Origin of the sequence: Terriglobus roseus (assembly GCF_900102185.1) — a bacterium.
GTDB classification, from domain to species: domain Bacteria; phylum Acidobacteriota; class Terriglobia; order Terriglobales; family Acidobacteriaceae; genus Terriglobus; species Terriglobus roseus_A.
In genome coordinates this window covers 4,736,210-4,756,536 of record NZ_LT629690.1, presented here as the reverse complement: position 1 = coordinate 4,756,536, position 20,327 = coordinate 4,736,210, and the positions used below count along the sequence as shown (strand labels likewise).

The following is a 20,327-nucleotide window of genomic DNA, read 5'->3' as shown; positions in this document are numbered from 1 at the left end:
CTATGTCGATTGCAGAAAATTTAGAGCAGGTACGCGCGGAAATCGCAGCCGCCTGCGCCCGCGCCAACCGCAACCCCGCAGACGTGAAGCTGATGGCCGTCTCCAAAACCTGGGGTCCGGACGTCGTCGCCGAAGCCTTCCGCGCAGGTCAGCGCCTCTTCGGTGAAAACCGCCTGCAGGAGTGGGAACACAAGCAGCAGCAACTCCACACCATCCTCGGTGAAGATGTGGGCCAGCTTGAAATGCACCTCATCGGCAACCTGCAGTCCAACAAGACCAGCAAAGCCGCATGGGTCTTCAGCGCCGTCGATTCCGTGGACAGCGTAAAAGTCGCGCGCCGCCTCAACGACGTCTGCGAACAGGTAGGCAAAGTCCTCCCCATCCTCGTCGAAGTAAAACTCTCTGAAGAAGAGACCAAGCACGGCATCGGCGAGTATGCCCTCAGCGGCCTGCTGCGCAACATCCTTGAAGAGATGGACGGCCTCGAAGTCCGCGGCCTGATGATGGTACCGCCCTACACCGACGATCCCGACGGCGCACGCCCCTACTTCCGCCGCCTGCGCGAACTCCGCGACGAAGCGGTAGCCACCATTGAAGGCCTCTCACTCCCCGAACTCTCCATGGGCATGTCGCACGACTTCGCAGTAGCCATCGAAGAAGGCTCCACCTGCGTGCGCGTAGGCTCCGCCATCTTCGGCACCCGCACCAAGTACCGCGAAGACGACAAAGAAGAAGAATCGTAACAATGAACATCCGCAGCATCGACGGCGGCGTAAGCTTCGCAGTCCGCGTGCAGCCCGGCGCATCACGCGAAGGCATCATCGGCCTCTACGGCGACGCCATCAAGATCGCCCTGAACGCACCCGCCGTCGATGGCAAAGCCAACGACGCGCTCATCCGCTATCTCGCCATCGCGCTCAACATCCCAAAGGCAAGCATCACAATCGCATCGGGTCTCACGTCGCGCTCCAAGGTGATCCACGTTCTCGGCATCACAAACGAAGAAGCCGCGGCAAAGCTCTCGCCCGCCGCGGCTGTCTAAATCACTTCAGAATTACACCGACTGCATCGCAGCCGTCTTCACCACAAACGTCTCGCCTTCACTCATCACATCCACACGATCCGCCACACCAAGCTTCTTCGCCGCGGCCATCAGCCGCACCGGCGGCTCATCCATCGGCTCTTTGCCAAGCGGAAACGTGCCGTAGTGCATCGGAATCATCGTGGTTGCAGATTCCAGATCCAGAAACGCCTGCAACCCCTCTTCCGGCGAAGTGTGCACCGCGCGATAGCTATCCGGGTAGTAAGCGCCAATCGGCAGCAACGCAATCTCCGGCTGCAACCTGCGCCCAATCTCGCGGAAGCCATTGAAGTAAGCCGTATCGCCTGAGTGGTACACGCTGTGCCCCGCGCCTTCAATCACATAGCCGCCGAACAACCGGTGCGTATCGCTAAACATGCGCGCGCCCCAGTGCTTCGCAGGAGTCATCGTCACGGACACATCATCGCCCTCAAGCGACGTCTTCTCCCACCACTCCAACTCCGTCACCTTGCGAAAGCCAATCTTGGCAACCAGATCGCTTACGCCCTTCGGCACAATCGCCTCCGGTGCCACGCCCGTCAGCTTCTTCGCATGACGAACAATCCTCCGCAGCGACGGCAGATTCAAGTGATCCATATGCGCATGCGTCAACAGAACCGCATCAATCGGCGGCAGATGGTCAATCTCCACACCCGGCAGCCGAGCGCGACGCAGCAGGATCAACCGCGTTGCAAACACGGGATCTACCAACACATTGCGGCCAGCAATCTGGATAAGGAATGAAGAATGGCCAATGAAGGTAACGCCAAGCTCTTCCGGGTCCACCAGCTTCGGCGGATTCGGTTTGCCCTGCATCGGTTGGCGGTGGCTCTCACGAACAACATTCCAGAGCTGCCGCAGTTTACGTAAAACAGACGGGTGATTCTGAACTTTGCTCACGGTCATTGGATGTTCCAGGCCGAATAACGATGCGGACGCCCCTCTGGACTAAGCGGCCTGCAACCTCGCCGCCCGGGCATCCCACCACTTCATCACCCAGCGGCGGCCCGGACGCTCCACATACAAATGCAGCAGGAGACTCAGGGGCAGAAGAACAAGCAGCCGAGGGACCAGGCCGGCAATCGTCATCGGCCAGTGAAAGACCCACGCTGCCCAGTCGTTAAACATGAAATGCGTCAGGTAAAACGCATAGCTTGCCTCCCCCGCCAAAACAAACGGGGACCACGACAGCACATTCGACACGATATTCGGACGTGCAAGCCCATAAAGAATCAGCACATAGCAAGGAATCAGCAGACCGTTATGCAGCAGAACGAACGGCAGATGATCCGCGAAGAGCAACGCGGTAACCATCACCACGCTTCCTACGGCCAATGCCACCTTTGCAAAGCCGTCGCTGATCGGTCGTTGCAGGTAAATCCATCCCGCCACGATGCCGCACAGGAACTGGGGAAGCATCAGCGGTGGGAACCGTCGGACAACGTACACCACCGGCCCACGATTGGACACAGCTACCTCGTGCCAGGCGCGAGCAGGGTCAAGATGCATGGCGATCATGCCCGGAATCAACGCAAGAACACAGCATCCCGCCAGCAGCAATATGCCATGGCGCAGGGAGTTTGGCTGCAGGCGTGGAGCGATGAATGGGAAACAGAAGTAAAAGAAGGCTTCTTCTGACAAGCTCCACGCAACGATATTGAAGAACGGCGTCAGGCGGATATGCCAGGACTGAAGCATAAACATCTGCGCGATGTACGCGATCACGTGGTACTTAGGGTGAAAAATTGTCTTATAGCTAAGAATTCCCGCGATGCTTGTGACAAGCAGGTACAGCGGATACACGCGCGCAAAGCGGGCGACCAGAAAGCGTTTTACGTCTCCCCTCCCACTGACAAACTCCACGCCATGCGTGTAGACCAGGATGAACCCGGAGAGGAAGAAGAAGAAACTGACAGCCGTGTAGCCAGCACCCCAGAACCCGCCAAACCTGCCCCACAATTCAAACGGCCGCACCATGTGATAGAAGCCCACATACAGTGCTGCCAGCGCGCGTATGCTCGTCAATGCTTTCAGGTGCGGCGGACGCTTAACTGTTGTTACCGATGAAACAGGATTCCGTACTTCGGTGAGCGGAGAAAGACGGTCATCGGTTGACGGCATGGGGCCAATTATACTGAGCGCCCTAACTACCTCAAATGAAACACCCCTGTATCGACAGGCCCGCGACGTAGGCGGTTGCGCCTGCCGCGCCACAGCTCCTCAACCCGATAAAATGGACAATAATGCCCACAATGCTGTCCACGCACGCCCATTACATCCTGTTGGTGGTGGCATCGCTGGCAGCCGGCGCTCTCAACGCAGCAGCGGCAGGCGGATCATTCATCAGCTTCCCGGCCATGCTCGGCGTGGGTATCCCGCCCGTGCAGGCCAACGCAACAAACACCGTCGCCATCTGGCCCGGCCAGCTCACCAGCGTTCTGAAACTCCGCAACGACCTCCGCCGCGAACTCCTCATCGTTGCATTCATCGCCTCCATCCTCGGCGGCGTTGCTGGCGCGCTGATTCTACTGTGGTTGCCCCCACAAATCTTTCTCTACATCCTGCCCTGGATGATCAGCAGCGCCACGCTACTGTTTCTCTTTTCCGGACGCATCAGCCGCTGGATGCGTAAAGAAACAAGCCAGCCACATGTACATCGCCCCATCTCATCGTTGCTGCTCTTTCCGCTGCTACTGCCCGTGTGCATTTACATCGGCTACTTCGGCGCTGGTGGAGGCCTCATGGTCATGGCGCTGCTCGCCCTCCTCGGCGTGGATAACATGCACCAGCTCAACGGCATGAAGGTGCTCGTCGCCTGCCTCTCCAACTTCTCGGCGGTCATCACGTTCATCGTGGAGCGCGCCGTCGTCTGGCATTACTGCTTCATCGCCATGATCGCCGCAGGCATCGGCGGCTATATCGGCGCACACTACGCCCGCAAACTGCCCCAGCGCGCCATGCGCATCCTCGTCATCATCGTCGGATTCAGTGTCAGCGGCTATTTCTTCTACCGCACCCTGCATCCGGCCCACTGAAGGAAGAGAATTAGAAGTATGAGTCACGAAGGCATCCGCATGATCAGCCGCGAAGAGAGTGAGCGCACCGCCGCCACCGAACAGCCGCTGCCCCCTGCCGCCATCAGTCCCGCCAAGGTCAAAGTCGACATCACCAACGGCACCGGCATGGAGATCACCTGGAAAGACGGCCACCACTCCAAGTGGACTTTCCCCTACCTCCGCGACGCCTGCCCCTGCGCCACCTGCCACGAAGAACGCGAGAAGACAGGCCGCGCCCTCGGCGAACCCCGCCCCGCGCCCAAAGCCCTCTTCCCCATCTACACGCCGCCCGCCAAGCCCAACAGCGCAGAGCCCATCGGCCGTTACGCCATCAAGTTCAAATGGGCCGACGGCCACGAAAGCGGCATCTACTCCTGGGACTTCCTTCGCCGTCTCGATCAGAACGCATTGCCCTTCAAGGTAGCCGCAAAATGACCGCGACAACACAGCAGATCGCAGCCCTCGAAGCCAAGCTGAAACCGCTTTACGACCAGCTCGCAAACCACCGCCTCTACAGCTCGTTCCACACACTCGCTGACCTGCACACTTTTATGGAATCGCACGTCTTCGCCGTATGGGACTTTATGAGCCTGCTCAAAGCTCTCCAGCGCGGACTCACCTGCATTGACGTCCCCTGGATTCCCAGCACATTCCCCGAGAGCCGCCGCCTCGTCAACGAGATCGTCCTCGGCGAAGAAACCGACGTCTACCAGGGCCAATCCCTAAGCCACTTCGAGCTGTATCTCCTCGCCATGCAGCAGTGCGGCGCGGACACCACCGCCATCGACCGCCTCGTCTTCGCCCTGCGCGACGGCGCGGACCTTCATCAGGCCGTGCGCGGTAGCCACGCCTCCGAACCCGCCAAACTCTTCGTGCGCGACACCTTCCACATCCTCAGCGAAGAGAAACTCCACACCACCGCCGCTGCCTTCACCTTCGGCCGCGAAGACCTCATCCCGGCCATGTTCAAAGGCTTCGTGCGCGACCTGAACCGCGACCTCGGCGGCAACCTCGACACCTTCCTCTGGTATCTCGAACGCCACATCGAAGTCGACGGCGAAGCACACGGCCCCATGGCCCTCCGCATGATCGCCGAACTCTGCGGCGACGACGAACACAAATGGCAGGAAGCGGAACAAGCCGCCACCTACGCCCTCCAGTCGCGCCTCACGCTCTGGGACGGCATCGCAAACACCATCATGAAACGTTAGCCACAGGCCCACGCAACTTCGCGCATCCTGTAGCCTTCGCACCACCGCCAACGTCCAATCGTTCATGCGATACTCCGCGCCTGTTGCCGCCCTCCTGTGCGCCTCTCTGCTCGCCTTCCCCCTGCCTGCCCTGGCTCAAAGCGCCGCACAAGCAGACGCCAAGACGCAAACGCTGAACGTCGACGCACGCCTCGTCGTCGTCCCCGTCACCGTCCGCGACAGCAAAGAAAAGCTCGTCCGCACCCTCACCAAAGACGACTTCACCCTCACCGTCGACGCCAAATCGCAGAACATCCGTTACTTCGACAAGGAGAACAACCTCCCGCTCACCCTCGGCCTCATGGTCGACGTCAGCGGCAGCCAGCGCACCGTCCTCGACGCCGAGCGCACCGCCTCCTCCTCCTTCCTCGACAACATGCTCCAGCCTGACCGCGACAAGGCATTCGTCATCCAGTTCGGTCGCCAGGCAGACCTCCTCGCAGACGTCACCAGCTCCATGCCCAAGCTTCAGGCAGCGCTGCAAAAGATTGACTCCGACCGCGAAAAGCCGCAGTTCAATCAGGACGACCGTAGCGACAACGGCAGCGGCAACTCAGGTAACAGCGGGAGCAGCAACAACGGCGGCTACGGCAACGGTGGCTATGGCAGCGGAGGCTACGGCGGACAAGGCCGTCACGGCGGCGGTCAACGTCCCGGAGGCGGTGGCCAGCGCAGCGGAGCTGGCGGCGGCACGCTCCTTTACGACGCCGTCTACCTAGCCTCAACGGAAGTCCTCCCCAAACCCGCAAAGGACGCGAAACCCGCTGGCCCCAGCCGCCGCGCACTCATCTTGCTCACGGACGGCGACGATCGCGGCTCCCGCGAAACCCTCACCGACGCCATCGAAGCCGCGCAACGCGCCGACTTCACCGTCTACGCGATCTATTACAAGGGTGAGCAGGATCACAACGGCTACGGCAACGGATTCCCCGGACGCTTTCCCGGCGGCCGCGGCGGCTTCCCCGGCGGTGGCGGACGCATGGGTGATCAAGGCAGCCGCGAAAAGAACGACGGCAAGAAAATCCTGCAACGCATGACCGAAGAAACCGGCGGACGCATGTTTGAAGTCACCAAGAAATACACCGTCGCCGACATCTACAAGGACATCGCGGAAGAACTCCGCAGCCAGTACCGCCTCGGCTTCTCACCCGTAAACAACGACGACGGCTACCATCGCCTCACCGTCGATATCCCCAAGCAGAAGAAGCTCATCCTGCAATACCGCGACGGCTATTACACCGGCGCACCAAAGCAGCAGTAAGACAAAACTCGCCAGCGGTATTGACGGAAAACCGCAAAGCATCGCTACGATAGCGTATGCAAACACTCTTTGTGCAGGAGATGCCCCGCGACGGCAGGCGCACGTCCATTCAAAGAGTGGCCTCTGTGGTGTTGCATCTTGTTCTGCTCGCGGCCTTCACCTTCCAGTTCCATAAGGTGGTGAAGGCCGTCGCGCGTCCGCACAAAGTCGCGGCGGTCATCATCCCGTACGCGCCCGGCCATCAAGCCGTCGTGCAAAAGCCGAAACCCAAAATTCAGCCCCCCAAAGATCCCCCAAAGCTTCCGCTCAAGCAGCCTGATCCCCCGCCCGTAAGCAGCGGCGGCGACCCCACCGGCGAAGACGACGTCTCCGTCGCCACCGCCGATTTCTATCCCGACCCCAAGCCCGATCTCGCCATGTTGCCCCACGGCACCAACGGCGATGTTGTCGTTGATATCGTCATCGACGAAAGCGGAAAGGTCGTCGAAACCACGCTCGATCAAGGCTTAGGACACGGCTTCGACGAAGCCGTCATGGCCGTCATCCAGACCTGGACCTTCACACCCGCCACCAAGGCAGGCAAGCCCGTCGCCAGCAAGCAACAACTCCTCTTCCATTTCGTGCGCGCATAAATGTCGCGTCGCCGCGCGTGCAGAAACGTCGCGTTAGTTTACGTTGGTAAACATCCTCTCTTCCTGGAGACGTCATGCGCGTACTTCGTGCCTGGGCCGCAGTGTCCATGTGCTCAGCGATAGCCATTGCAGCCGCTCAGGCTCCATCGGCAAAACCTGCCACTGCCAAACCCGCGCAGCCTGCGGCGGCCGCTGCCACCACCACAGAAGACGGCAGCCCCATCCCCGCTTCGCCGTTTCCATCCGGCCCACCCAGCAAAGCAGGCGAGCAACTCACGGCCATCCACAAGGCCGACATGGCATGGCGCGAAACGCAGCGTGGATACCGCCCACCGGGCGCACGTCAACGCATCCAGCCCTCGGTGCTTCCCGCAGTCGACGCCGCCACGCAACAGAAGGCGCTCGAACACTACGAGGGCGTGAAGGCACAACTCGACAAGCTCTCCACCGACGGCATGAGCGAAGCCGAACGCATGAATCTGGAGATTTACGTCTACCAGATCAACACGCAGATCGCCGACAAGAAATTCAAGGAGTACGAGAAGCCCGTCAACTCACTCGAAACCTTCTGGACAGAGGCGCAGGGCACCGGCCAGCGCGGCTTCCGCACGGAAAAGGATTACGAGAACTACCTGCTCTGGATGGCGGACATCCCGCGTTACTTCCAGGAAAACATCGTCAACATGCGCGCAGGCGTGGCTCGCGGATTCGCACCACCGAAGATCACCTTAAACGGACGCGACCAGACCATCGTTCCCATCGCCAACGCCACCAGCGCCGATGCCACGCCCTTCTGGAAGGCGTTCACGCACATGCCCTCCACGGTCAACACCGCAGAGCAGGCGCGCCTCCGCGCCGAAGGCAAGAAGGTCATTGAACAGCAGGTCATCCCGGCGTACAAGGAACTGCTGGCCTTCTGGAACACGGAATACTATCCGCACACGCAGACATCCATCGCTGCTGAATCGCTGCCCGACGGCAAGGCCTATTACAAGGCGCAGATCAAGCGCTACACCACGCTCGACCTCACTGCGGAAGAGATTCACAACATCGGTCTTGCTGAAGTCGCCAAGATTCATCAGGAGATGCTCGACACCATCGCGGAAGCCAAGTTCCAGGGCGACTTCTCGGCCTTCCTCAAATTCCTCCGCACCGACCCACAGTTCTACGCCAAGACACCCGACGAACTCCTCGGCAAAGCCTCGTACATGATGAAGGAGTTTGACGATAAGTCCGACCGCTACTTCGGCTATCAGCCACGCGGACGCTTCGGCATCCATCCCATCCCCGACGAAGTCGCGCCCTATCAACCCGCAGGCTTCGGCGGCGCAGGCGGATTCCAGATCAACCTGTACGACCTGCCCTCGCGCCCCATCTACGCCATGCCCGCACTCACACTGCATGAAGCCGCACCCGGCCACTCCTGGGCAGGCCTCATCGCACGCGAGCATCAGAACCCCGACGGCTTCCGTGGCGGCGGCTCCGCCTTCGGTGAAGGCTGGGCGCTCTACTGCGAACGCCTCGGCACTGAGATGGATATGTACCACACGCCCTACGAAAAATTCGGCATGCTCAGCTTCCAGTCATGGCGCGCCTCACGTCTCGTCGTCGACACCGGCATGCACTCCATGGGCTGGACGCGCGAGCAGGCACAGCAGTTCCTGCGTGAGAACACGGCACTCAGCGAACACGACATCGAAGAAGAAGTCGATCGCTACATCTCCTGGCCCGGCCAGGCCCTCAGCTACTACCTGGGCATGACCGTCATCCAGAAAGAGCGTCAACACGCACAACAGGCGCTCGGCAAAAAGTTCAACATACGCGCCTTCCACGATGCCATTCTCGCCACCGGCGGTGTTCCCCTTCCCGTGCTCGAGGAATACCTCGAAGCATGGATCAAAGGCGGCGGTGTCGGCCCTTACCCAGAGATGGAAAAGTAAAACATCTCTTCACACCAAAAGTTATGGGCACGCAAAACGCGTGCCCATAACTTTTGCAATCATTCACAGCTACGGAGCAATGCGACGCACCACCGTAATCGGAATCGAACCATCCGGCCGCGGCGCCACCTTCCAGCTAAGCGTGTCATCTTCCACTTCGTACTCGCGAACCTGCGTCGTGTCATCGCCATTCGGATACGTGCTGCGGTCAATATGCAACGTGATCTTGTTTGCAGCAGTATCAACGGTGTAAGTGCCAAAGCTGCAACTGCTACTCAGTTGCGCCTCCTTGTACTCGTCGAACGTCCCCTTCTCACGATCCTTACTCGTAAACTTCGTCCGCACATTCCGAAACACATCAATCATGAAGTGACCATCCGCCGTAAACACCGCCATGCCGTGCGGCTCAGCACCATAGTCCGAAACACGTGTCCCATTCGGCAGCAACTTATCTGCAGCAATCAGTTGCCAGCTACCAACAAACGGATTCGCAACCTTATCCTCGCCGCGCATGGAAGAGATACCCAACAGCGTGACAGCAATCAATGCAACATACTTAGTCATCTTCATAAGTCGCCTACTTCAGCTTCACGGCAACTAGGTCAACTTCCACCAGCGCACCACGCGCACCCGCAGGCAACACCACCTGCAACGTAGTCCGTGCAGGCTTATTCGGATAGTCCTTCGTTCCAAAGAACTGCGTATAACCTGCCGTCATTCCTGCGAAATCCACCTTGCCTTCCTTCGCAGGATCGCTCCCCAGAAACATGCGCACCATCGCCACGTTGCGTAGTGTCAGCTTCTGCGTCTCCAAAAACTTTTCCAGGTCTTTAAAGATACCCACGGTCTGCGACGTCGTATCCGGATGCGACTTCATGTCCGGATCAAGCCATCCACTCACATACAACGTATTCCCAACCCAGACAGCACCAGAAATCGGGAGGACGGCATTGTTCTGATTCTGGCTCGCAGGCAAAGGAACTTCTGTCATCTTTTGCGCGGAAGCGGTCACAAATCCTGCCAGCACGACGGGAACAAACAGCAGACGGTTGATCATCATGCTGTCCAAAGTAAGCCGCGCACAACCCGTCGCGCAATTTGATTCTTTTTACGTGTAACGTGAGCGGCGCTTATGCCTTCTTCACAATGCGCATGTTCTCCGGGTAAGCCAATCCCGCAAGAATCCCCTGCGTCGCCGTGGCCAGCAACGAATGCAAAGCATCCACCGCCGGAATCTCCGAGGCATTCGCACTGCGATGCAACGCAACCGGAAAGCCCGGCAGCACCGGCAAACGATGCAGCGACTTATTCGCGGTAAGCGCAGACGGCAACTGCATCGCCGTCCGAGCCGTAATCCCAAGCCCACCCTGCAACGCCGCCCAAAGTCCATCAAGACTCGGACTGGTCGCTGCAATCCGATACGGAATACCCGCATCTTCCAAGTGCTGCACCGCAGCCTTACGAAAAGCACACTGTGGTCCCAGCAACGCCAGCGGCAGAGCAGTCTCCTGCATGCGAAAGCCTCGGCTCGCAATCCACAGCACCGGCAACTCGCCCAACAACAACGCATCTTTACGATCGGCAAATCCAATCGTCAACGCCACATCAAGCTGGCCCTTATCCAACGCTTCAATCAGTGCGCCGTTACCTTCAATGCGCAACTCCACCTGCGTCCGCGGATACAGCGTTGTGAACTGCCGCAACGCATCCGGCAGCACCGAAGCAAAATCCTGCGGCGCACCAATGCGAACCGTACCGGCCAGCGTCACACCCTGCATCGTCTGCAACAGGTCATCATTCAACGCCAGCATCCGCCGCGCATAACCAAGCGCAGTCTGCCCGGCCTCAGTCAGCTTCAGCACGCGCCCCTGCTTACGAAACAGCGGCGTCCCCAACTCTTCCTGAAGCCGCTTCATCTGCAAACTGATCGCAGAAGGTGTTCGCCCAAGCCGCTCCGCAGCCTGCGCAAAACCACCCACATCATTCGTCGTTACCAGTGTCCGCAGAGTATCCAGATCAAGATTGCGCAGAACCATCGTGCGTTGAGCCTACACCCACTATCGATCATTTGCTTCTAAGAAATTGGTATCAATCGCCGCACCCACCACTCGCGAAAAATCCTCGACAGAACACGCATACGCAGGTGCTGGCCCACTGCATCCCGGCACAAAGACAGGAGCAATGGAAGGCCCATTCTGCTCCGTCAAAGGCTGTAGATAACGCATCTGATCCAACGTCTGACTCACATACGAAATCTGCACCGTATTCTTCCCCGTCGAGCGGCTGTGATGCACCTCAAACACAAAGCCACCACCCGGCGGCGTCGCGTTGAAAGTCTGATCCTTCAACACCCAATCCATCCGCAACAGACCACCAAGCCAGCTCAGATTGCCATCATGCCCATCCAGCAAAATGAAACGATCCGCCGCCACACCAAGCTCGCGCGGAACAGCTTTGCCTGAAGCGGTAGCCTCAATCGTTGCGCGAATACGATCCGCCAAATTCGATGCCACCACCTGTGTCGAATACGGAGTGCGCAACATGAAGTCGTGATAGCGAGTGTTCATCTCCATCAACTGATCAAGATCGGCACGCGTAATGCGCCCCCATCCCACCTGCTCCATCCGCATGCCTTCCGTGTACTCCAACAGAAAGTGCTCGGCAAAATCCGCACCCAACGTCACCGGATTTTCTTCGCGCGCATTGCGCGGCATCGCCTTGCCATCCTTCACGCGTACCGTGCGAAAGTCCGGCGTGTTGGCATCGCAATCTTTATCCAACACAGTGCAGTCATGCATCACGTGATACATCAACGCCATCGGCACAGCGAACGCATGCACATACCAGTCAGGATTATTCGCCATGCGTCCATCAACGGCATCCGTAAGCTGCTGCTGATTTACCGCGGTACCACTGGCTCCCGTGAACAAACGATTGCGCTTTCCTTTAGGTGCCTGATGCACCGTAACATCACAGCCCGGCGCAAGCCCATCCAACATCGCGTGCGCAGAAGCAATCGTGCGCTGCGAAGTATTCGCCTCCGCATAGATACCGCGCTTATCGCACGATGATCCTTCCAACAACGAAGCATACCGCGCGCGATACCACTCACCCAACAGGTTCAGCGCCTTCGTCCCATGCGGCGTAAGAACACCTTGCTCAACGGGCCACGCCGGCCAAGGCTGCGCGTTATAAGAACTCGCACGAATCTCGCTCTCAATCGGTGCACGCACTCCATGCCGCAGAAGAACGATAACCCCGCGCAACTCATCATCCGCAGACATAGTCTGCGTTTGTGCAACGGCAGCAAGAGTAACGCACGATGCTGCAATCAAAAGCGACGCAATACGTTTCCAATACATTTGCAGAATCTTTCAGAGCAGCGTTCAAACACAATCGTGCAAGCCGGACAGTAGAAACCTGTCCGGCTGATAGCCACTTACTTCGCGGAGAAACTCGTCGCAGTAGGACGCAGCGACTGCGAGTTCTGCTTCAACAGCGGAGCCAGCACTTCATACTGATCCGTCGCAATGAAGTTCACGCCAGCCGCAATCGCACCCTTCATGCGCCGCACACCTGCATCCAGCGATCCGAAGTTATAACCCTGCCCCCAGCCGTTCTTCTCGTTCGGCTCAGCGGGATCGAATCCATCGATCGTGTAGAAGCGAATCCAATAGCCAAGCGTATGCGCATGGTCCACCAACGCCTTCAACCGTGCCTGATCTGCAGCAGTCCAATCGCCAGCCTTGTGCTGACCACCTTCTTCCACCGCAGCCCACGAGTTATTCGACCAGCGCCGATAATTTGTCGGACGGTCCACCAGCATCGCTTCCGGCGCGGCAGTGGCCACCCAATGCGCGCGCTCCGCCCCCTTCATCCCCGCAGGTGCCTCCACCGAATGCGCAGAACCAAAGATCAACAGCTTGCCACCAACCGGCACAGCATCGTTGAACACCTTCGCCTGCTCATCGTTATCTTCTGTAATGGCCAGAATTGGCCTGCGCTCAATCTTCGAGAGCGTGTGCGGATCGTTTGTCTGCACTGCAGTCGAAAGCCAAGGCTGATACTCATTCAACAAATCCCACACAGCATGCAACAGCGCTGGCTGATTGTCCTTGAAGTCAAAGTGCAACACCACGACAGGCCACGTGTCCTTCTTATTTTCCTTGATGGCCTTCTCAATCGTCGGACGCACCTGCTCAAAGAAGTAATCGCGCAACGTTGGCTCCTGCCCACTCGGCTTCGGCGTATGCGACACCACAACACGTCCCTTGCCCGTACCCGGATCCACATACCACGCAAGATCCTGCTCAATCGAAACCGGGAACCCCGAAGACAGCGCGCGATACACGCGATTGTTCCAATGCCCCTCATACGGATAGCAGTTATGCGCATCCAGCACCGGCTGGTTGTTATTCAGAAAATTCAGGTCAGCCTTTTGCGCCTGCGCACCACCGGCAATAGCGCAAAGAAGAAGGGCAGCGAAACAACGAACAGATTTGCGAATCATGAAACACTCCTCGAACGTGCAGACATTTCGATTGTCCAGAACGCGCACAACAGTTCCGTGAATTTAGAACAACAATCAAATCACGAACTGCATGCACCGTCCCAAAAACAAAGATGCCCGGCTGCTCATGAAGCGGCCGGGCATCGTCATTCCAAAAGCTAGAGTTACTTCGCCGGTTCAGAGATCGTAATGTTCCGATACTGAATCACGCCGTGGTGATCGCCCTGCAGGAAGAACGGTCCCGGCTCAGCTTCATTGCTGTCCAGTGCGCCGCCGGTCGGTCCCGGAATCTCCACGTTGTCGTGATACAGCTTGCCATCGCGATACACCGTCACATGGCGACCAACAAACGTAACGTCGTAGGTTGTCCACTTACCCAGGCCCAGCTCCGAACCTGCTGGCGGCGGATACCAGCTATAGATCGCGCCCATCTCGTGCGTCGGCTGCTTGCCGCCTTCCGTGCCCACCTGCAGTTCATAACGACCACGCAGATAGATACCGCTGTTGCCGCCTTCCGGGCAGTTCACTTCAATGTGCAACTTGAAGTCCTGGAACTTCTCGGTCGTCTTGATGTTTGCCGCAGGAGGAATGCGCTGTCCCGGAACTTCCGGGTTGTCATTCACCAGCTCGCCATCACGAGCCACCCACTTGTTGTTCGCCACCATACCGATGGGTTCCCAACCGGTCAGGTCCTTGCCGTTGAACAGCGGACGCGGCTTCGTCCACTTCTTCGGCATCGGACGATCCAGCTTCGGGGCCGTCACACCGGCCAGCGACGAGCCATCGGATTCCCCGCCACGCTTCTCCACACCCGTCAGCTTTCCTGCACTGGGCGACGTCAGTTCCCACGTCACCGCCGGGCCTCGGCCAGCAGGTTCCACACCCAGCACCAGCTTGTTGCCATCCACATTGGCATCTGAAATCGGGTGCCATGCGCCACCGCGCGGCTGATACTTGCCTTCCAGCTTGCCGCCGTTATCGGTCAGCTCAATCCATTGGGCGTACGGCTTACCGTTGGCAGGCGTTACCGTCATGTCCCAGCGACCCAGGAATGCTTTGGAGTCTTGCGCAGAGACAGTCGAGGCGAGCGCGGCAGCCAACAGAGAGGCAAAGAGAATCTTGGTTTTCACGGGTTCGAGTGTAACCTTTCCCGCCCTACGCCTGTCACGTGGTTTGTTGAACACCTTGCAAAATGACGCGCCTCCTTCAGCCAACCAGATAACCTTCTCCCGAAGCACCCGGAGAAGCCGCCCACTCGCATCAAAAATAATTTCCGGAACCGTGTCGAATCCCGTTTCCGCCGTTCGTCGAGTTAGTAATAGCGGGCAAAACCGCCCGCCAGAATTCTTAAGGAGCAGTCCATGCCGCAATTCCTCGTTGCAGTGCAGCACCCCAACAACTACGACCCCTCGCTGGAAGGCGACGACATGATCCGCGACATCAGCGAGCTAAACCAGCAGATGGACGCCGCAGGCGCCCGCTTCTTCGCTGGTGGCCTCGAATCGACGGACCACGCAAAATCGCTGCGCAAACAAGCCAATGGCAACGTGACCGTCACAGACGGTCCTTATCTCGAAGCCAAGGAATACATCGGCGGCTTCTGGATTCTCGAATGCGCCGACATGGACGAAGCTCTCACCTGGGCACGCAAAGCCGTCGTCGCCTGCCGCGTCCCCGTTGAAGTACGCGAGTTCCTCAGAATCCGCCCGCAAAGAAAATCCAACTAACCCCCGAGGCCCCCAAATGAGAAAGCTCAGAATCTTCGAACACATCTCCATCGACGGCGTCATTGAAGCCGCTGGCGGCACCTACGGCGACTGGACTGGCCCCTACCGCACCCCCGAAGGATTCGCCACAGTCACCGCCATGTACGGCGAAAACTTCGACCTCATCCTCGGCCGTACCACCTACGACCAATGGTCCGGTTACTGGCCCAAAGCGCCCAGCAGCCCCATGGCCGACCGCCTGAACGCTGCAACGAAATACATCGTCACCCACACCCCGGACAGCCTCGCATGGGGTCCCTTCGAAGCCGTCAACGATCTCATCGAAGGCGTCCGCCGCATCAAGGCCACAGACGGCGCAGACCTCATCGTCTGCGGCAGCTCCACACTCACCTCGCAACTCATCGAGCATGGACTCGCAGACGAACTCGTCCTCCTCGTTAACCCCGTCCTGCTCGGCACCGGCAAACGCCTCTTCGCAGATGGAACTCCCGCACGCTCATTCCATCTTGAAAACTCAACCGCCCTCTCCTCCGGCATCGTCGTCAACACCTACAAGTTCGGCGGCCCTCTACAAAATCTGAAATAAGGAGTAATTCAAAATGCGTTTCATGATGATCGTCATTCCCAAAGGCTACGAATCCGCACCACCCGACTCTGCACCCTCCGCCGAAGCCGTAGCCAAAATGATGGAGTACAACAAGGCACTGCAAAAGGCAGGCGTCCTCCTCGGACTTGATGGCCTTCTGCCGCCATCCACCGGCGCACGCGTCTCTTTCGACAACACAGGCAAACCCACCGTCACCGACGGCCCCTTTGCAGAAGCCAAAGAAGTCATCGGTGGCTACTGGATCATTCAGGTGCGCTCTCGCGAAGAAGCCATCGAGTGGGCCAAGCGCGCGCCCTTCGACGAGAACGGAATCATTGAAGTACGCCAGATTCAGGAAATGGCCGACTTCCCCGAAGACGTCCAGAAGGCCGCAGAAGGCTTCGACCAACTCAAGAACAACACTCGGTAAACCATGAACGACGTCCGCAAATCGATCGAGGCTGTGTGGAGGATGGAATCCACACGCCTCATCGCGGCCATCGCCCGCGTCACGCGCGACATAGGCGTCGCAGAAGAACTCGCGCAAGACGCCCTCATCACCGCACTCGAAGTGTGGACAGAAGAAGGCATCCCCGAAAATCCCGCAGCATGGCTCATGACCGCAGCCAAACGACGCGCCATCGACTCGCTCCGCCGTGGCCGCATGCTCATGCAGAAACACGAAGAGATCGCGCGCGAACTCGAATGGCAACAGCAACGCCTGGCAGATGCCATGGACCACGCACTCGATCAGGTCATTGAAGATGACGTCCTGCGCCTCATCTTCACCGCATGTCATCCGGTACTCGCCGTAGAAGGCCGCATCGCACTCACACTGCGTCTCATCGGCGGACTCACCACACCAGAGATTGCGCGCGCCTTCCTCGTGCCGGAAAAGACACTCGCACAACGCATCGTTCGCGCCAAGAAAACACTCACCGAAGCGCACGTCCCTTACGAAACACCACGCGGCGACGAGTTACATCAGCGCGTCGAATCCGTCCTCCTCGTCGTCTATCTCATCTTCAACGAGGGCTACGCCGCCACCTCAGGCGACGAGTGGATGCGCTCCTCACTCTGCGAAGAAGCTCTGCGCATCACGCGTATCCTCACACAGCTCCTGCCCAACGAGTCAGAAGCCCACGCCCTTCTCGCACTCATGGAACTGCAGGCCTCACGCACCGCAGCACGCCGAGACAAAAACGGCGAAGCCATCCTGTTACCCGATCAGAACCGAGCCCTCTGGGATCACGCCCAAATCCACCGCGGCTTAAACGCCCTCACACAAGCGCAAAAGCTAGGTGGAGGTGCAAGAACCTACGCTCTGCAAGCCGCCATCGCCGCATGCCACGCACAAGCTCGCACCACGGAAGAAACGGACTGGGAACGCATCGTCCTTCTCTACGACGCGCTGATGCAAATCAACCCATCCCCCATCGTCGCGCTCAATCGAGCCGTAGCCGTCAGCATGGCGCAAGGCCCAGCCGCAGGCCTCGAAGCACTCGACAACACAATCAAACTCACCAGCGACACCGCACTAGCCAACTACCATCTCTTCCCCAGCGTCCGCGGCGACTTCCTCATGAAGATGGGCCGCCTCAAAGAAGCAAAAGAAGAAATCCAACGCGCCCTAACCCTCACCCAAAACCAGCGCGAACAGGAACTACTAACCAAAAAGCTCCAACAAATCGAAGCCGCAATTTCGTAGAGCGCGAATCGTCGTGCAACGCAGCTCGCGATCACGGCGTAGTTGGCTTGAGTAGATTCACCATGCGCTCCCAATAGTCCACTTTCTCGCCGGACTGTTGCGCCGCTTTTTCCAGGTTGTTGAGCTGGGCCGAGATGGATAGCTGTGATTGATCAATGGAAGTGAGTGTCTGCAAGATGGCCACCTGCCGCTTAACGTCATGGGCTTTTTCGGCCTTCTTATACTCCGCGTCGAACTTCTTCCAGGTGTCGTCGTTGCCTTGCCGGGTCTGCAAGAGTTGCACACGGGTCTCCAGCACGGCTACGTTCGCCGATGCGGCCGCTTGAAATTTATTCAAAGCATAGACGTACACATCGTCCAGGGGCATACTGCGTTTTTTCGCGTAGGCGATCAATTCCTCAAGAGGTGGCGTCGCCAGAGGAACATCGATAATGAAGGTGCGCGTCACAGTGGGAGCAAGCCCTCCGCCACCGATTTTGGGCACCGAAGTGGCCAATTCCGGAACGACCGGCCCAGTCACATATTCAATCGGTCCCAGATCCAATAGGGGAGAAGAGGTGTGCAGGGTGGGGTCGCCCGATAATGCGTCGGGGCCGAGGCTTGAGATCGTTGAATTGTCGAGATGAATCCATGCATAGACCGTGGCTTCGGGATTCGCCAGCATCTTCTTCACCGCTTCGTCAGGGTTCGCATTGATCTTGTTTGTCGCGATTGCCAGGAAGGCCTCTGTCTGTTTCTGTGCGCTCTTTGCATCGAACTTCGCCTTGAAGTAGGCACCAATAGCATCGGCGACTGCAGCCGCGGCGCCTATGCCAAAGTGGAGCGCCAGGGTACCGACGCCGCCGAAGCGACCGGACGATGGAGCCTGCCCTGTGCTTTTTCCTGCGGTTCCACCGGTTTTCCCTGTGACACCGGGTTCAACATCAGCTCCCGTACTGACTCCACCTTGACTCTTTACCTTCGGGGATACGCCTGTGCCTCCACCCGCGGGCTCAACGTCGGTTTCGGTGGGAGCACTGGCTCCGCCCTGTCCTTTTACCTGCGGGGTCGTCTTCCCGCCCTGCGTAGATCCACCACCACCTCCGCCTCCGGACGGCCCATCCGGCGCTTGGTCTGTCGTTCGGACAAACCTCGCCCTCACACGTGGGAAGCTGGTTTTCTCGTCTTTCAGGTGAGGCTGTGGCTCCGGGTCATTCCTCACATCCACAATCTTGAATCCGGCCTTGGTAACGACCCTGCCAGTGGGTGTATTGCTGGCGGCGTCCTTCTCTGTATCTCCTCCCTTGACCCCCTGCTGGTATATCCGCAGATTGTCAGAGGCCTCGTCCGGGGACATGTAGCTCCAGTCGCCTTCAAACTCCTTCACTTCGACGCCGTTTTTCTTGAAGGTCTCCAGAGCCTTGTTGAACTCATCTTTGAACCGCAATTGTGGGCTGCGATAGGACTTGTCGGAGTTGACGGTGCGGACGCTTGCCGTCATCACCCCTTTCTCGTCGACGTTGAATTTCACCCAATAGACTTCCTCTCTATCAACTCCTCCCTTTCCATCTGGCACCTCCCGATACTCACCTCGGTAGTAGGTACGTTTATTGCCCTTTACCTCGTCAGCATGGAATTCGCTCGCATCCGTAGAGGGTTTCAAAGGTTGTGGATCTTTTTCCGGATCACGACGTAGCACTGTCGCGCCCTGCTGCAGAACATGAGTCAGTTCATGGGCAATCAGGCGCTTGCCCTCGTGGCTGGCCGGTGCGAAGTTGCCCGCGCCAAACACAACGTTGTTTCCCACCGTGTAAGCACGCGCACGTACCGCCGCCGCGGACTGCGCCGCCTGCGAATCAACGTGAACGCGGACATCACTGAAGTCACTGGCGAAACGCTCCTCCATAAAGCTCCGAGTCTTGCGATCGAGAGGGTGACCAGGCGAACGCAGTACTTCGTGCACGATAGGCGGGGCAGTCGCTCCTGAATCATTGGGCGATGAGCTAAGACTCGAATCTCGCGGACCGGTGGACTTGCGCCGCAATGCTGAAATTCCGCCAGCCATCCCTGTGGGAGGCGTCACGGATGCTGTGCTCGGCAACCGCATCACGTGCGCAGCCATGCGATCGGCTTCATGCTCCAACGGATCGTCCACTGCTCCAACTTCAAGTTTTCTCTGGACGCCTGCGAACTGCACTGGACGGGACAAGAAAGGTGGCTGTGGCTGGCTTGCGTCTTCAGGTGGAAATACAGGGATGTTGCGGAAGGCGAGCGAAAGGCCGTGCCGCTCGTTTGAGATCGACGCGTTCTCTGGGCTGATCTCTTGATCGGTGTGCGAAGCCTGCTGCACCGAACGTCGCAGCGCTGCCTGATTTCTGATCTCTCGTTGAGGAAACCCCGCTTGACCACGGTCGAATCCACGCGTTGCCAGCGTCGAACCGCCCAACCCTGGCCTCTTGCTTGAAGTCTCGGGAGTCTTGTTCTCTGGCTTGGACAATTTTGAAGCCAACATAGCTCTTACCCCCCAAACGGGACTCAGTACACCAAGTTGGGTTGGACTGCAGGCTCTTACAGCGCGTTCAGACTACCGAGTCGAT

21 protein-coding genes are annotated in these 20,327 nt (G+C 58.5%); 12 read left to right on the top strand and 9 right to left on the bottom strand.

The features are described 5' to 3' along the window. The first annotated feature begins 2 nt into the window (after window positions 1-2). Both BLT38_RS20005 and BLT38_RS20000 read left to right on the top strand, forming a co-directional pair. The gene (locus BLT38_RS20005) at window positions 3-743 is read left to right on the top strand and encodes a YggS family pyridoxal phosphate-dependent enzyme (RefSeq protein ID WP_083346757.1); all 741 of its coding nucleotides are present in this window, start codon (window positions 3-5) and stop codon (window positions 741-743) included. 2 nt (window positions 744-745) lie between these two features. Continuing rightward, window positions 746-1,042, top strand: a complete 297-nt coding sequence (locus tag BLT38_RS20000) for a DUF167 domain-containing protein (protein WP_083346756.1) — start codon at window positions 746-748, stop codon at window positions 1,040-1,042. A 12-nt stretch (window positions 1,043-1,054) separates the two neighbouring features. Here BLT38_RS20000 and BLT38_RS19995 read toward each other — a convergent pair whose 3' ends face one another. Continuing rightward, window positions 1,055-1,987: an MBL fold metallo-hydrolase gene (locus tag BLT38_RS19995; RefSeq protein ID WP_083346755.1), complete on the bottom strand. Its 933-nt coding sequence runs from the start codon at window positions 1,985-1,987 to the stop codon at window positions 1,055-1,057. Window positions 1,988-2,029: 42 nt separating this feature from the next. Then, window positions 2,030-3,202: an acyltransferase family protein gene (locus tag BLT38_RS19990; protein ID WP_083346754.1), complete on the bottom strand. Its 1,173-nt coding sequence runs from the start codon at window positions 3,200-3,202 to the stop codon at window positions 2,030-2,032. A 122-nt stretch (window positions 3,203-3,324) separates the two neighbouring features. On the opposite strand from BLT38_RS19990, the gene BLT38_RS19985 reads away from it, so the two are divergent. From BLT38_RS19985 to BLT38_RS19960, 6 genes are all read left to right on the top strand, one after another. Further along, on the top strand, window positions 3,325-4,116 hold the full coding sequence (locus tag BLT38_RS19985; protein WP_083346753.1) for a sulfite exporter TauE/SafE family protein: 792 nt from the start codon (window positions 3,325-3,327) through the stop codon (window positions 4,114-4,116). An 18-nt stretch (window positions 4,117-4,134) separates the two neighbouring features. Next, window positions 4,135-4,572 (top strand): DUF971 domain-containing protein, encoded by a 438-nt coding sequence (locus BLT38_RS19980; protein ID WP_047492578.1) that lies wholly within the window; start codon window positions 4,135-4,137, stop codon window positions 4,570-4,572. Next, window positions 4,569-5,348: a DUF3050 domain-containing protein gene (locus tag BLT38_RS19975; protein WP_083346752.1), complete on the top strand. Its 780-nt coding sequence runs from the start codon at window positions 4,569-4,571 to the stop codon at window positions 5,346-5,348. The genes BLT38_RS19980 and BLT38_RS19975 overlap by 4 nt, the downstream gene beginning before the upstream one ends. A 64-nt stretch (window positions 5,349-5,412) precedes the next feature. Then, window positions 5,413-6,648 carry a VWA domain-containing protein gene (locus tag BLT38_RS19970; protein WP_083346751.1) on the top strand — a complete coding sequence of 412 codons (1,236 nt, stop codon included), beginning with the start codon at window positions 5,413-5,415 and terminating at the stop codon, window positions 6,646-6,648. Between the two features lie 56 nt (window positions 6,649-6,704). After that, complete coding sequence (locus tag BLT38_RS19965) at window positions 6,705-7,280, top strand: energy transducer TonB (RefSeq protein ID WP_083346750.1); 576 nt, start codon at window positions 6,705-6,707, stop codon at window positions 7,278-7,280. A 74-nt stretch (window positions 7,281-7,354) separates the two neighbouring features. Beyond that, window positions 7,355-9,220, top strand: a complete 1,866-nt coding sequence (locus BLT38_RS19960) for a DUF885 domain-containing protein (RefSeq protein ID WP_083346749.1) — start codon at window positions 7,355-7,357, stop codon at window positions 9,218-9,220. Between the two features lie 69 nt (window positions 9,221-9,289). On the opposite strand, the gene BLT38_RS19955 is transcribed toward BLT38_RS19960, so the two are convergent. The 6 genes from BLT38_RS19955 to BLT38_RS19930 all read right to left on the bottom strand — a co-directional run bounded on the left by BLT38_RS19955 (window position 9,290) and on the right by BLT38_RS19930 (window position 14,860). Further along, window positions 9,290-9,790 carry a lipocalin-like domain-containing protein gene (locus BLT38_RS19955; protein ID WP_231966639.1) on the bottom strand — a complete coding sequence of 167 codons (501 nt, stop codon included), beginning with the start codon at window positions 9,788-9,790 and terminating at the stop codon, window positions 9,290-9,292. Between the two features lie 7 nt (window positions 9,791-9,797). Beyond that, entirely contained in the window at window positions 9,798-10,280 is a 483-nt protein-coding gene (locus BLT38_RS19950) for a Rid family hydrolase (RefSeq protein WP_083346748.1), read from the bottom strand. A gap of 70 nt (window positions 10,281-10,350) precedes the next feature. Continuing rightward, on the bottom strand, window positions 10,351-11,256 hold the full coding sequence (locus BLT38_RS19945; RefSeq protein WP_083346747.1) for a LysR substrate-binding domain-containing protein: 906 nt from the start codon (window positions 11,254-11,256) through the stop codon (window positions 10,351-10,353). Between the two features lie 21 nt (window positions 11,257-11,277). Then, window positions 11,278-12,582: a histidine-type phosphatase gene (locus tag BLT38_RS19940; protein WP_083346746.1), complete on the bottom strand. Its 1,305-nt coding sequence runs from the start codon at window positions 12,580-12,582 to the stop codon at window positions 11,278-11,280. 77 nt (window positions 12,583-12,659) lie between these two features. Continuing rightward, window positions 12,660-13,730, bottom strand: a complete 1,071-nt coding sequence (locus BLT38_RS19935) for a hypothetical protein (RefSeq protein WP_083347225.1) — start codon at window positions 13,728-13,730, stop codon at window positions 12,660-12,662. A 164-nt stretch (window positions 13,731-13,894) separates the two neighbouring features. After that, complete coding sequence (locus BLT38_RS19930; protein ID WP_083347224.1) at window positions 13,895-14,860, bottom strand: 3-keto-disaccharide hydrolase; 966 nt, start codon at window positions 14,858-14,860, stop codon at window positions 13,895-13,897. A 231-nt stretch (window positions 14,861-15,091) separates the two neighbouring features. On the opposite strand from BLT38_RS19930, the gene BLT38_RS19925 reads away from it, so the two are divergent. The 4 genes from BLT38_RS19925 to BLT38_RS19910 are packed head-to-tail and all read left to right on the top strand — an operon-like array spanning window position 15,092 to window position 17,751. Next, entirely contained in the window at window positions 15,092-15,457 is a 366-nt protein-coding gene (locus BLT38_RS19925) for a YciI family protein (protein ID WP_083346745.1), read from the top strand. 16 nt (window positions 15,458-15,473) lie between these two features. Beyond that, the gene (locus tag BLT38_RS19920; RefSeq protein ID WP_083346744.1) at window positions 15,474-16,043 is read left to right on the top strand and encodes a dihydrofolate reductase family protein; all 570 of its coding nucleotides are present in this window, start codon (window positions 15,474-15,476) and stop codon (window positions 16,041-16,043) included. Between the two features lie 13 nt (window positions 16,044-16,056). Beyond that, window positions 16,057-16,473 carry a YciI family protein gene (locus BLT38_RS19915; protein ID WP_083346743.1) on the top strand — a complete coding sequence of 139 codons (417 nt, stop codon included), beginning with the start codon at window positions 16,057-16,059 and terminating at the stop codon, window positions 16,471-16,473. A gap of 3 nt (window positions 16,474-16,476) precedes the next feature. Further along, window positions 16,477-17,751 (top strand): RNA polymerase sigma factor, encoded by a 1,275-nt coding sequence (locus BLT38_RS19910; RefSeq protein ID WP_083346742.1) that lies wholly within the window; start codon window positions 16,477-16,479, stop codon window positions 17,749-17,751. 31 nt (window positions 17,752-17,782) lie between these two features. On the opposite strand, the gene BLT38_RS19905 is transcribed toward BLT38_RS19910, so the two are convergent. Then, window positions 17,783-20,176 carry a DUF4157 domain-containing protein gene (locus tag BLT38_RS19905; RefSeq protein ID WP_197674911.1) on the bottom strand — a complete coding sequence of 798 codons (2,394 nt, stop codon included), beginning with the start codon at window positions 20,174-20,176 and terminating at the stop codon, window positions 17,783-17,785. Between the last annotated feature and the right edge of the window lie 151 nt (window positions 20,177-20,327).